Origin of the sequence: Citrobacter sp. Cpo032, assembly GCF_030332975.1 — a bacterium.
Classification (GTDB): domain Bacteria; phylum Pseudomonadota; class Gammaproteobacteria; order Enterobacterales; family Enterobacteriaceae; genus Citrobacter; species Citrobacter portucalensis.
The window spans coordinates 44,035-55,972 of the sequence record NZ_JAOWGU010000052.1; the positions used below are offsets into that span (position 1 = coordinate 44,035).

An 11,938-nucleotide genomic window follows, 5' to 3' on the forward strand; every position below is an offset into this window, starting at 1 on the left:
TATCGCGAGTAAATCTATGAAAATCGGCATCATTGGTGCAATGGAAGAAGAAGTTACGCTGCTGCGTGACAAAATCGAAAACCGTCAGACCATCGCGCTCGGCGGTTGTGAAATTTACACCGGCCAACTGAACGGTACAGAGGTTGCGCTGCTGAAATCGGGTATCGGTAAAGTGGCTGCGGCACTGGGCGCTACGCTGCTGCTTGAACGCTGCAAGCCGGATGCCATCATTAATACCGGTTCTGCGGGTGGCTTGGCCTCTACGCTGAAAGTCGGGGATATCGTAGTTTCTGACGAAGCGCGCTATCACGACGCCGACGTCACTGCCTTTGGTTATGAATTTGGTCAGCTACCGGGCTGCCCGGCTGGTTTTAAAGCTGATCCTACGTTGATTGCTGCCGCAGAGTCTTGCATCGCCGAACTCAATCTGAACGCCGTTCGCGGACTTATCGTCAGCGGCGACGCCTTCATTAATGGTTCCGTGGGGCTGGCTAAAATTAAGCATAACTTCCCGCAGGCGATTGCCGTTGAGATGGAAGCGACCGCAATTGCGCACGTTTGCCACAACTTTAACGTGCCATTTGTCGTGGTTCGCGCTATCTCTGACGTTGCCGATCAGCAGTCCCATCTCAGCTTTGACGAATTCCTGGTGGTTGCCGCGAAGCAGTCAAGCCTGATGGTCGAAACGCTGGTACAGAAACTGGCGCATGGCTAAATTACTCTCCAGGGCGCTGGTCGCCCTGCTTTTCACTCTCCCGGCGTTCCTTTACGCCGCTCCGCGTGTTGTGACGCTTTCTCCTGCCAATACTGAACTCGCTTTTGCCGCTGGCATTACCCCCGTTGGCGTCAGCAGCTATTCAAACTACCCGCCAGAAGCCAAAAATATTGAGGAAGTCTCAACCTGGCAAGGGATGAATCTTGAACGTATTGTGGCGCTGAAACCTGATTTGGTTGTCGCCTGGCGCGGGGGAAATGCTGAGCGGCAGGTGAATCAACTAACCTCTCTGGGTATTAAGGTCATCTGGGTGGACGCCGTTACCATTGAGCAGGTTGCCGATGCGCTACGCCAATTAGCGGCATGGAGCCCCAAGCCTGAACAAGCTAAACAGGCGGCGCAAACCATGCTTGATGACTATGCTTTACTTAAATCTCAGTATGCCAACAAACCGAAAAAACGCGTGTTTCTCCAGTTTGGTGCCAATCCTCTGTTTACCAGTGGAAAAGGTTCTATTCAGCACGAAGTTCTTGAGGTATGCGGCGGAGAAAACATCTTTGCCGGTAGTCGGGTTCCCTGGCCGCAGGTTAGCCGTGAGCAGGTCCTGGCACGAGCCCCCCAGGCTATTGTTGCCACAGGCGGTCCGGGCGAAACTCTGAAAATTGAGCAATACTGGGGAAACCAGCTAAAAATACCCATTATTACACTTAATAGTGACTGGTTCGAACGCGCGAGCCCGCGTATTATCCTCGCCGCAAAACAACTCTGTAATGCGCTTTCACAGATAAATTAGCGCCTGCCCCACCAGGTCTGTTGTGAGGATTTAAACATGCTCGTCTATTGGCTTGATATTGTCGGCACCGCAGTATTTGCAATCTCTGGCGTATTACTGGCCGGAAAATTACGTATGGATCCGTTTGGCGTCCTGGTACTCGGCGTGGTTACCGCCGTTGGTGGTGGCACGATCCGCGATATGGCGCTGGATAATGGACCGGTTTTTTGGGTTAAGGATCCGACCGATCTGGTGGTGGCGATGATCACCAGCATGCTGACGATCCTGTTGGTACGTCAACCAAGACGCATACCGAAATGGATCCTTCCGGTGCTGGATGCCGTTGGTCTGGCGGTGTTCGTGGGTATTGGGGTCAACAAGGCATTTCTCGCAGGAACAGGGCCGCTGGTGGCGATTTGTATGGGGGTGATTACCGGCGTTGGTGGTGGGATCATTCGCGATGTGTTAGCTCGTGAAGTCCCGATGATTTTGCGCACCGAGATCTACGCCACAGCCTGTATTATCGGCGGGATCGTGCATGCGACAGCGTTTTATACCTTTGATGTTTCACTGGAAAACGCCAGTATGATGGGGATGATTGTCACGCTGCTGATTCGGCTTGCCGCCATTCGCTGGCATCTGAAATTGCCGACGTTTGCGCTGGATGATAACGGGCGTTGATATGACGATACAGAACATGTAGGCCGGATAAGGCGTTTACGCCGCCATCCGGCACATTGCCCGGTGGCGCTACGCTTACCGGGCCTACAACATCAGACCATCAGTATTACAGACAGCAATCAGATGCTGAAAGAAGAACCACACCCGCAGGTGCTTTTCGCATTCGGGTTAGTCACAACGAAGCGGGAACCTTCCAGACCTTCAGTATAGTCAACCGCGCCGCCCACCAGATATTGCAGACTCATCGGATCAACGACCAGACCAACACCTTGTTTCTCGATAGTCATATCACCTTCATTGACCTGATCATCAAAGGTGAAACCGTACTGGAAACCGCTGCAACCACCGCCAGTGATATACACGCGTAATTTCAGATTCGGGTTATCTTCGTCAGCGATCAGGCTTTTAACTTTATTGGCTGCTGCTTCAGTAAATTGCAGTGGCAGCGCTACGTCATCACTCATATTTTGCTCCAAACGACATCGGCAATTGGGTAAATTTCAACCCAATATTTTGGGCCATTATCTAATACCCTGGTATTTCGTTCAAGTATTCTCGCCAGCGGCAGTACCCTGGCTTTTTGCCGCCTGCTCCGCTTCCTGTTTTGCCAGCGTACGAGCCAGGATAGTCGAGTATAGCGGCTTTCCGCCCATAAATTGGGCTAATAGTGTTGCGCCAAGACAGGTAATAATCATTGGCAAAATGAGCTGATAGTTATCGGTCATCTCCAGCACCAGTACAATACCCGTTAGCGGCGCACGCACCGAAGCAGCCAACAAAGCCCCCATTCCGGCAATGGCAAAGGTTCCGGCCTCCAGGTGATACTGCGGAAAAGAGGCTGCCGCAGCCATACCGAACGCCGTACCAAGCAACGTCCCCAACGCCAGCATCGGGGCAAAGATCCCACCGGGCGCACCGGATGAGAAGCACAGCAGCGTGGTGACGACCCGGGTGATAAATATAAACAGCAGTAGACCGACGCTAAAATTGCCTGCTGCGGCAATCGGGATCAGGTTAAAGCCACCGCCTGCCGCTTCAGGTTGAATTAATCCCAGGATCCCACACAGACCGCCGATCGCGCCGCCCATCAGCACCCATTTTTTAATTTCACCGCCGTGAAAGCGCTGGAACATATCCTGGGTGCGCAACACCATGGTATTGAACAATGGCCCGACACAGCCAAAAATAAGCCCGAGCACGAGATACAGCCACAGCGTATTCACCGGCGCATTAGACAGTTTCCCGACTTCAATTATCGGGGCTTCACCGTTGAAAACACGAAACACAATGCTCGACATAATAACGCCGGTAAACACGGCTTTGATCGACACGAGGTTATAGCGAAACTGTGGACGCATCTCTTCAATAATGAACAGGATCCCCGCCAGCGGAGCGTTAAACGCCGCCGAAAGGCCCGCTGCGGCACCGGTAGCCAGCAGGGTATGCCGCGCTTCGGCGCTGCGCATACGGAAAATATCCAGCACCATGCGTCCAATGTTGCCGCCAATCTGCACGGTCGGCCCTTCTCGCCCGAGCACCATGCCAGCACCCAGCGTGCCCATGCCGCCGATAAATTTCACCGGCAGGACACGCCACCAACGCACAGGTCGCAGCTCTTCCAGCGCACCTTCAATCTCAGGGATCCCCGAACCACCGGCTTCCGGCGCAAATTTACGCACCAGGAAATAGCCGACCATCGCCAGCAACGCCGAGAGAATAAACGCCAGCGGCCACAGCAGAATGTCATGGTCCGCAACCTGAGCCAGCGCGCCAATGCGCTGATTCTGCACCCAGGTCACCGCTTTCTCAAATGCCACGCCAACAAGCCCTGTCACAGTACCCACTACTGCAGCCATCAACAGGATCGCCAACGGCGTTTTGTCTCGTTCCAGGAGACGACGAATTTGATCCCTGCGGCGTAAACGCACAATTTGCTGTGCTTCAAAAGAGGGAGTGTCTGTCTTCATCAGATGATCATTAATTGGTAATACAAATACGGAATCGGCATTCTACTCGCACATTTCGCGAAAATCCCCTGCAAATCGCATTGTTTCAAATGCGTAAAACTTTCATAACCTTCTCTGAATAACTAGAATAGCGGGCATTTACTTTTTCTACGAACCAGGACCCCATCCATGAGTAAGTCTGAAAATCTCTACAGCGCAGCACGCGAACTTATCCCAGGCGGCGTTAACTCCCCCGTTCGCGCCTTTACTGGCGTGGGTGGTACTCCGCTGTTTATCGAAAAAGCGGACGGCGCGTATCTGTACGATGTCGATGGTAAAGCCTATGTCGATTACGTCGGTTCCTGGGGACCGATGGTACTGGGTCACAACCACCCGACAATCCGTAATGCGGTGATTGAAGCTGCGGAACGCGGTTTAAGCTTCGGTGCACCGACCGAGATGGAAGTGAAAATGGCGGAGCTGGTCACCGAATTAGTGCCGACCATGGACATGGTGCGCATGGTGAACTCCGGTACGGAAGCGACAATGAGCGCAATCCGTCTGGCGCGCGGTTTCACCGGTCGTGATAAAATCATCAAATTTGAAGGCTGCTACCACGGCCATGCTGACTGCCTGCTGGTCAAAGCCGGTTCCGGCGCGTTAACGCTGGGCCAGCCGAACTCCCCTGGCGTTCCAGCTGATTTCGCGAAACACACCCTGACCTGCACCTATAACGATCTCTCTTCAGTGCGTGCAGCGTTTGAACAGTACCCGCAGGAGATCGCCTGTATCATCGTTGAGCCGGTCGCCGGCAACATGAACTGCATCCCGCCGCTGCCAGAATTCCTGCCAGGCCTGCGTGCATTGTGCGATGAGTTTGGCGCGCTGTTGATTATCGATGAAGTGATGACCGGTTTCCGCGTGGCACTGGCCGGTGCGCAGGATTATTACGGCGTTGTTCCGGACCTGACCTGCCTGGGTAAAATCATCGGTGGCGGGATGCCCGTTGGCGCATTCGGTGGCCGTCGTGATGTGATGGACGCGCTGGCGCCGACCGGTCCGGTTTACCAGGCGGGTACGCTGTCCGGTAACCCGATTGCAATGGCGGCGGGCTTTGCTTGTCTGACCGAAGTGGCCCAACCGGGTATTCATGAAACGCTGAACGAACTGACAACGCGTCTGGCGGAAGGTCTGTTGGAAGCTGCCGAAGAAGCGAATATTCCGCTGGTGGTTAACCATGTGGGCGGGATGTTCGGGATTTTCTTCACCGATGCAGAAACCGTAACCTGCTATCAGGATGTGATGGCATGCGACGTCGAACGCTTCAAGCGCTTCTTCCACATGATGCTGGATGAAGGAATTTATCTGGCGCCGTCTGCCTTCGAAGCGGGCTTTATGTCCGTGGCGCACAGTGAAGACGATATCAATAACACCATCGACGCCGCGCGCCGGGTGTTTGCGAAATTGTAAACAAGAGAACGTGCAGAAATGTAGGCCGGGTAAGGCGAAGCCGCCACCCGGCTTTTTTATTGCCGGATGTCGACTAAAAGTGTCTTATCCGGCCTACATGAAAGGGGTCAGCCTCAGCGACTCTGCTTTCTCAGCAGATAGATAAAGTACGGCGCACCAATAAACGTCGACAATAATCCCGCCGGGATCTGATACGGAAACAGCACCATCCTGCCGCACCAGTCAGCAAAGACCAGCAACACGCCACCCGCCAGCGCCGAAATCAGCATATGCGGCATCGCCCGGCGAAAACCCATCATACGGGCAATATGCGGAGCCATCAGCCCGACAAAGCTCAACGGTCCAATTGTCATGGTGGCTGTCGCCGTCAGCCCTGCCGCCAGCAGCAGTAACCCCACGCGTGATGGCGTGATAGCCATACCGACAGCCCGCGCCGTATCGCCGCCGAGCGGTAAAATTGTTAGCCAACGGCGGCACAGTGGCGTCATCGCCAGCAGAATCACCATCACAATCCCGGTACGCAGTACCTGCTCTCCGCTCGCGTTATAGGTTGAACCGGAAATCCAGGTCAACACGCCCGCCATGCGCGGATCGCCGCTGGCCTGCAGCATCATCAGCAGCATAGTAAAGGCCGTACTGAGCGCCATACCGGCCAACAGCATGCGGTGCGGTGAAAAACCACCGCGCCCGGCGGCAATCATAATGATAAGCAGAGTGCCCGCGGCCCCGAGGCTTCCGGCAGGCAGCAGCCAGCCAAAAGCATTTCCGGGGACCAAAAACAGCATGAGCACCACGCCAAATGCCGCACCGGAGCTAATGCCCAGCACTTCCGGGCTGGCCATCGGGTTGCCCGTCAGACGTTGAATAATACAGCCCGCTACCGCCAGCATCACCCCGGCAATCAGGGCCGCCAGAATGCGAGGCCAGCGCCAGGGCATCAGCTCATCCAGCATCGCGCCGCTGGCCCATGTCCAGCCATGTGCGTCGCGGCCAAACGACAGCGCCACCACGAGGGTTAGCAGCAAGATTGCGCCACCTGCCAGCGCAAACATCAGCACATTCTGACGCTCAGCGGCGATGCGATTACTGGCGTTCATATCCGGGGCGCTCATACTCCTCAAGCGCGGCAACAACCACAGTAGCAACGGTGCGCCAATCAACGCCGTCACTGAACCGGTGGAGACTTCCATCCATACGCGGGTCAGCCACAGAATGATTTGGTCGGAGAGCCAGAGGATCAACGCACCAATCAGCGGGGCAAGCACCAGACGTGCCAGCAAACGACGCGCACCGAGCATTTTCGCCAGCAGCGGTGCAAACAGGCCAATAAAGCCGATAATTCCAACCGCGTTAACCAGTAAGGCGCTGATGACAATGGCCAGCGATAACGCCGCCAGACGTGCCAGCGACAGCGCCAGACCGAGGTTACGCGCCACGCCGTCATCCAGTCCCATCAGTGTCATTGGGCGTAACAACAACAGAGTCAGCATCACACCGCCCAACAGCTGCGGCCACAGACGCTGTACGCCGCTCCAGTCGGTTTGCGTTAACGTGCCGCTGCTCCATAAAAACATGCTTTGCAGCTGATCGTGATGGAAGATAACCATCAACTGGTTAATCGCCCCGCAGTACAGGCTGACCACCAACCCGGCAAGGATTAACGTCACCGGAGAAAGGCGCTTGCCCCAGGCAACGCCAAACACCAGCGCCCCAACGACACATGCTCCCGCCAGCGCCGCAAATTGCGTGGTCAGCGCACCAGGAATAGCCCACAGTGTGGTGACCGTAATGCCCAACTGCGCACCGGTCGCAACGCCCAGCGTGGTTGGCTCCGCCAGCGGGTTACGCAACACCTGCTGAAACAACACGCCGACCAGACCCAGCCCAGCGCCGACCAGTAGCGATATCGCCAGCCTCGGCAGCAGGCTATAGTGAAAAACCATCTGCTCAATGATGTCGATATCCGGTGACCAGATGGCCTGTTGCCACTGGCTGCGCGGTAGCGCAACAGAGAAGTTAACCCAGGTCAGCCAGCAGGCAGCAACAAACAGCACCAACAACAGCAACGCCGGATGGCGGCTTCGCCTTATCCGGCCTACAAAGCGCCCAAACCGTAGGTCGGATAAGGCGCTTTTCGCGCCGCCATCCGGCATTTCAAGTTTCCTGCTCACGCTTTGCCTCCCAACGCATTATCCAGAATACGGGCAAAATGCATGGCCGATAGCGTTGCGCCATAAAACCAAACGGCAGGCACACGTTGAAAACGTCCGCCACGGACAAACGGCATCGCCTGCCATAATGGCGTAGACATCAGCGCAGCCATCTCTTTATCGTTGCCGTGATCAAAGCACAATACATCGACATCCTTATAAGCAGCCAGACGGTCAATACTCACGGCAGTACTGCCCCAGAAGTTTGTTTCTCCCTGCCAGGCGTTAGGGATCCCATATTCGTCCAGTACGTCCTGGAACAGGCTGTTTGAACCAAACACCAGCATATGCCGCGAATCAAGCAGGGATGTCAGGAGCACGGGACGCGCGCCGCGTTGCATAAAGCGCGGTTTCAGGCTGGCAATAAAACGATCGTACTCAGTCAAATGGCGTTCAGCAGAGGCTTGCAGATTGAACAATTGCGCCATTTCCTGCAGCGACTGTCGCGCAACGGCCAGCGGCTTTTTGCCATCGCTGAAATTAAATCCCCGGCCTGGTGCAATCCGCGCCAGCTTTTCAGGGGAAGGACCATAGCCTGCCGACCAGAGCAGAAATGAGGGCTTCATTTCGGTCAGCAGTTCGAGATTGGGCTCCGTACGTAGCCCGACGTCAATTACCGAGTCCGGCAGAGGAGGCTCATTGACCCACAGCTTGTAGTTAGGGATATCTGCGATGCCGTACGGCGTAATACCCAGCGCCAGCAGCAGCTCTACCGGCAGCCATTCCAGCGCTACAATGCGCTGTGGATCAACCGCCGCGGCGTGCGCCGTATTCATCCGCCACAGCAGAGGCGACAGCGCCATCGCCGTAAGCAGCCGCCGACGGGTAATATGATGTAATCCGATCATTAATAGACAAAACTCACGGGTGCGGCACCGGCCGGATGCGGCAAAATGCCCATCGGGATACCGTAAATTTGTTCCAGAGTTTCACTGCGCATCAGTTCAGCAGGCGTTCCTTGAGAAATCATCTCACCGCCGCGCAGCGCAACGAGGTAATCGCAATAGCGGGCCGCCATGTTGATATCGTGTAGCACCGCTACCACCGTCAGCCCACGCTGCTGGCTTAAGCGGTGCACCAGCGCCAGCACGTCAACCTGATGGGCAATATCCAGCGCGGAAGTTGGTTCATCAAGCAGCAGACAACGGCTGTCCTGTGCCACCAGCATGGCAATCCACGCGCGTTGGCGTTCCCCACCGGACAGGCTATCGACCAGACGGTGCGCCAGCGGCTTTAAACCTACCAGCGAAATGGCTTCTTCTACCTTCTCTCTGTCGGCAACGCCAAAACGCCCCAGCGCCCCGTGCCACGGATAACGACCAATCGCCACCAGTTCGCGTACGGTCATCCCTTCTGCCTGCGGCAGCTGTTGCGGCAGATAGGCGACCTTGCGGGCAAACGCTTTACTACTCCAGCTCTCCAGCGGCTGTTCGTCGAGCAGGATTTCACCTTCTGACGGCGGCTGATGACGTCCCAGCATTTTCAATAATGTCGATTTACCGGAACCGTTGTGGCCGATAAGACCCGTCACTTTCCCTACAGGAAAAGTTAATGAGAGAGGATGCAAAAGCGTGCGGCCAGGCACACGAAAGGAGACATTACGCAACGCAAAAGTGGTGTCGGGATGGGATCTGTTTTCCTGCATAGCAGCCAACTTGTAAAACGGGCACGCAAAGCGTGCCCAAAGAGAAATTAGAAACGGAAGGTTGCAGTTGCAACGACCTGACGTTCTGCGCCCCAGAAGCAGCCATAAGTATTGAAGCAGCTGGCGACGTATTCACGGTCAAACAGGTTGTTCACATGCAGCGCCACGTTGGAGCCAGCCATACCAACACGCGCCAGATCGTAACGTACTAACGCATCTACCAGCGTGTAGCTTCCCACTTTGAAGGAGTTTGCCGGATCGCCATAGCTGGAACTAGTATAACGAACACCCGTACCCAACGTCAGCCCGGAAAGCGCGCCATCATAGAGGGTGTAATCCCCCCACAGTGATGCCATATGTTTTGGCACCTGAGCAGGCGTATTGCCTTTGTAGTTGGTGTCGGTGGTGTATTCCGCATCGGTGTAGGTATAAGAACCCACCACGTTAACGCTGGCAGACAGTGCCGCTTTCGCTTCGATTTCCACACCGCGTGAACGAATTTCACCGCCTTCAACTGACCAGATCGATCCATTCGGATCGGCCATCAGGTTGTTGGTTTTGGTCAACTGGTAAACGGCACCGGTCAACACGATCGGACGATCGCTCGGTACGTACTTCACGCCCGCTTCGTACTGCTTACCTTTAGATGGCGCAAAGATATTGCCGCTTTCCCCAACCTGAGAATTTGGTTCAAACGATTCGCTGTAGCTGAAATACGGGGTTACACCGTTATCGAACAGGTAGTTAACACCGCCACGCCAGGTGAACTGTCGGTCATCACGGGAGTCCAGCACACCAGAAACGCGGTTCAGAGAGTCCTGCTTAGCCCAGTCGTAACGACCGCCCAGAGTGACAAGCACCTTATCCCACTGCATCTGATCCTGAGCGTACAGGCCCGTTTGTTCCTGTTTATTCAGAACGCGATAAGCTGCGCCAGGTCCAGGGTGCGAGCCAAAGTCAAAATCGCTACGGTCAAGATTATAGATATCAGACGGCGCTACCGAACCAGCCCAACCGAACCAGGAGTTGATATCGTTACGCATACGCATATAGTCAACGCCGGTCAGCAATGTGTGATCCAGGGAACCGGTGGCGAATGTGCTCTGCAACTGGGTATCAACAGAGAAATTCTGCAATTTTTCATTGTCGTCAACGTACTGACGAGTCAACGTGTGATCCCAATCTGACTGAGGGATGCTGGCGCAAGGACTGTTAGCCGGATCTTTGGTATACAGCGGATCGGAGCACATGCCGTAGCCGTACACGCTTTTCTGCGACACTTTGTTTTGCGCATAACGCAGGTTCTGACGTACGGTAAAGGTGTCGTTAAATTCGTGGTCGAAGCTGTAGCCCACCATCTTCTCGTTACGAGAGTAGGTATTGTTGTCCGCACCTTCGTTGAAATCGGTCGGCAGACGTGAACCATTTGGCAGCTTAGACACGGTCCCCTCTTTCGGCAACCAGCCGTAATAACCGGTTTCCGGCTCGTTCTGGAAGTAGGAGAGGAAGGTGAAATTCGTCTTATCATCCGGACGCCATGTGAAAGATGGCGCGATAGCATAACGCTGTTCTTCTGCGCCTTGCTGCTGCGCATTCGCGGAACGCGCCAGGCCAGTCAGGCGGTATGAGTACACACCATCGTCATCCAGCGCATCGCTGAAGTCAAAACCGGTCTGGAACAGGCTGTCAGTGCCCATTTTGAACTGAACTTCTTTCAGGGGCTCTGTTGTCGGACGTTTGCTGACCATATTCAACAACCCACCCGGGTTGCTCTTTCCGTACAGAACGGAAACCGGACCGCGCATCACTTCGGCGCGCTCCAGCATATAAGGGTCGATGACCGCATCATTGTAGAAGTTGCCCTGCATCTTCAGGCCATTCAGATAGTTATTCTGACTTTGGCCGTCGGCGGCAAATCCGCGAATAATCAGGTAGTCATAGGTATTGGACGCGCCACGTGTACCCACGGCAACGCCCGGGGTGTAGCTGAGCGCCTCTTTGACCGATTTTGGTTGATGCAACGCCATCTCTTCGGCGGTGACCACTGAAATAGACTGAGGAACTTTTTGAATCGGAGTGTCGGTTTTGGTCGCCGTAGCAGACTGTCGTGCAGCGATGGTTGCCGCAGGCCCCCATGCGCTTTCCTGCGGAGCAGGTGCTGCAGTTACGGTGATGGTTTCTTCTTTCGGGTCAACCGCCGCCTGTGCATAGACAGACATGCCGCTAACCGCTGTGGCTACCACTACTGCGATTTTACGCAGTGATGAACTTGGCTGAGCAGTTTTAAGACGCGCCATTGGTATTTCTCTGATGAAAGTGAATGATAACGTAAACGAGAATTATTATTATAACGGCAGCATAATATTCGAAACTCTGGCGAGATAGCAAGCAATACGCGTCCCTACTAAAACTGAGGGGTTAAGAAATAACCAGATGAAAAGAAAGGGTTAATAAATTAGGCTGAAATGTTTTAACGGATAACGTACCGGATGGCTACCT

General features: G+C 54.7%; 11 protein-coding genes. 4 read left to right on the plus strand and 7 right to left on the minus strand.

What is annotated here, in order from left to right; genetic code table 11:
• The first annotated feature begins 16 nt into the window (after positions 1-16).
• Genes mtnN through OGY33_RS22300 form a run of 3 tightly spaced genes read left to right on the plus strand, consistent with a single transcriptional unit; the run spans position 17 to position 2,168 of the window.
• The gene (mtnN, locus tag OGY33_RS22290) at positions 17-715 is read left to right on the plus strand and encodes a 5'-methylthioadenosine/S-adenosylhomocysteine nucleosidase (RefSeq protein WP_048214894.1); all 699 of its coding nucleotides are present in this window, start codon (positions 17-19) and stop codon (positions 713-715) included.
• Entirely contained in the window at positions 708-1,508 is an 801-nt protein-coding gene (gene btuF / locus OGY33_RS22295; RefSeq protein WP_003829197.1) for a vitamin B12 ABC transporter substrate-binding protein BtuF, read from the plus strand. The genes mtnN and btuF overlap by 8 nt, the downstream gene beginning before the upstream one ends.
• Positions 1,509-1,544: 36 nt before the next feature.
• Complete coding sequence (locus tag OGY33_RS22300) at positions 1,545-2,168, plus strand: TRIC cation channel family protein (protein WP_003829199.1); 624 nt, start codon at positions 1,545-1,547, stop codon at positions 2,166-2,168.
• Between the two features lie 119 nt (positions 2,169-2,287).
• On the opposite strand, the gene erpA is transcribed toward OGY33_RS22300, so the two are convergent.
• Genes erpA through clcA form a run of 3 tightly spaced genes read right to left on the minus strand, consistent with a single transcriptional unit; the run spans position 2,288 to position 4,135 of the window.
• A complete protein-coding gene (gene erpA / locus OGY33_RS22305; protein ID WP_008786260.1) occupies positions 2,288-2,632 on the minus strand; it encodes an iron-sulfur cluster insertion protein ErpA in 345 nt (114 codons plus the stop codon).
• On the minus strand, positions 2,625-2,690 hold the full coding sequence (gene yadW, locus OGY33_RS22310; protein WP_122973801.1) for a small protein YadW: 66 nt from the start codon (positions 2,688-2,690) through the stop codon (positions 2,625-2,627). The genes erpA and yadW overlap by 8 nt, the downstream gene beginning before the upstream one ends.
• Positions 2,691-2,713: 23 nt before the next feature.
• Positions 2,714-4,135, minus strand: coding sequence for a H(+)/Cl(-) exchange transporter ClcA (gene clcA, locus OGY33_RS22315; protein ID WP_060682725.1), 1,422 nt, complete (start codon positions 4,133-4,135; stop codon positions 2,714-2,716).
• A gap of 168 nt (positions 4,136-4,303) precedes the next feature.
• On the opposite strand from clcA, the gene hemL reads away from it, so the two are divergent.
• Complete coding sequence (hemL, locus tag OGY33_RS22320; protein WP_286572343.1) at positions 4,304-5,584, plus strand: glutamate-1-semialdehyde 2,1-aminomutase; 1,281 nt, start codon at positions 4,304-4,306, stop codon at positions 5,582-5,584.
• A 113-nt stretch (positions 5,585-5,697) separates the two neighbouring features.
• Here hemL and fhuB read toward each other — a convergent pair whose 3' ends face one another.
• Genes fhuB through fhuA form a run of 4 tightly spaced genes read right to left on the minus strand, consistent with a single transcriptional unit; the run spans position 5,698 to position 11,736 of the window.
• Complete coding sequence (gene fhuB / locus OGY33_RS22325; RefSeq protein ID WP_220395082.1) at positions 5,698-7,737, minus strand: Fe(3+)-hydroxamate ABC transporter permease FhuB; 2,040 nt, start codon at positions 7,735-7,737, stop codon at positions 5,698-5,700.
• 14 nt (positions 7,738-7,751) lie between these two features.
• Positions 7,752-8,642: a Fe(3+)-hydroxamate ABC transporter substrate-binding protein FhuD gene (gene fhuD, locus OGY33_RS22330; protein WP_191238848.1), complete on the minus strand. Its 891-nt coding sequence runs from the start codon at positions 8,640-8,642 to the stop codon at positions 7,752-7,754.
• On the minus strand, positions 8,642-9,439 hold the full coding sequence (fhuC, locus tag OGY33_RS22335; RefSeq protein WP_003829206.1) for a Fe3+-hydroxamate ABC transporter ATP-binding protein FhuC: 798 nt from the start codon (positions 9,437-9,439) through the stop codon (positions 8,642-8,644). The genes fhuD and fhuC overlap by 1 nt, the downstream gene beginning before the upstream one ends.
• A gap of 47 nt (positions 9,440-9,486) precedes the next feature.
• The gene (gene fhuA, locus OGY33_RS22340; RefSeq protein ID WP_048227070.1) at positions 9,487-11,736 is read right to left on the minus strand and encodes a ferrichrome porin FhuA; all 2,250 of its coding nucleotides are present in this window, start codon (positions 11,734-11,736) and stop codon (positions 9,487-9,489) included.
• Positions 11,737-11,938 lie beyond the last annotated feature (202 nt).

Bases quoted from the DNA above. Each gene is read 5' to 3' on its own strand.
- hemL (WP_286572343.1), top strand. From the start codon at position 4,304: ATGAGTAAGTCTGAAAATCTCTACAGCGCAGCACGCGAACTTATCCCA.
- fhuB (WP_220395082.1), bottom strand. From the start codon at position 7,737: ATGCCGGATGGCGGCGCGAAAAGCGCCTTATCCGACCTACGGTTTGGG.
- mtnN (WP_048214894.1), top strand. From the start codon at position 17: ATGAAAATCGGCATCATTGGTGCAATGGAAGAAGAAGTTACGCTGCTG.
- erpA (WP_008786260.1), bottom strand. From the start codon at position 2,632: ATGAGTGATGACGTAGCGCTGCCACTGCAATTTACTGAAGCAGCAGCC.
- fhuC (WP_003829206.1), bottom strand. From the start codon at position 9,439: ATGCAGGAAAACAGATCCCATCCCGACACCACTTTTGCGTTGCGTAAT.
- fhuA (WP_048227070.1), bottom strand. From the start codon at position 11,736: ATGGCGCGTCTTAAAACTGCTCAGCCAAGTTCATCACTGCGTAAAATC.
- btuF (WP_003829197.1), top strand. From the start codon at position 708: ATGGCTAAATTACTCTCCAGGGCGCTGGTCGCCCTGCTTTTCACTCTC.
- clcA (WP_060682725.1), bottom strand. From the start codon at position 4,135: ATGAAGACAGACACTCCCTCTTTTGAAGCACAGCAAATTGTGCGTTTA.
- OGY33_RS22300 (WP_003829199.1), top strand. From the start codon at position 1,545: ATGCTCGTCTATTGGCTTGATATTGTCGGCACCGCAGTATTTGCAATC.
- fhuD (WP_191238848.1), bottom strand. From the start codon at position 8,642: ATGATCGGATTACATCATATTACCCGTCGGCGGCTGCTTACGGCGATG.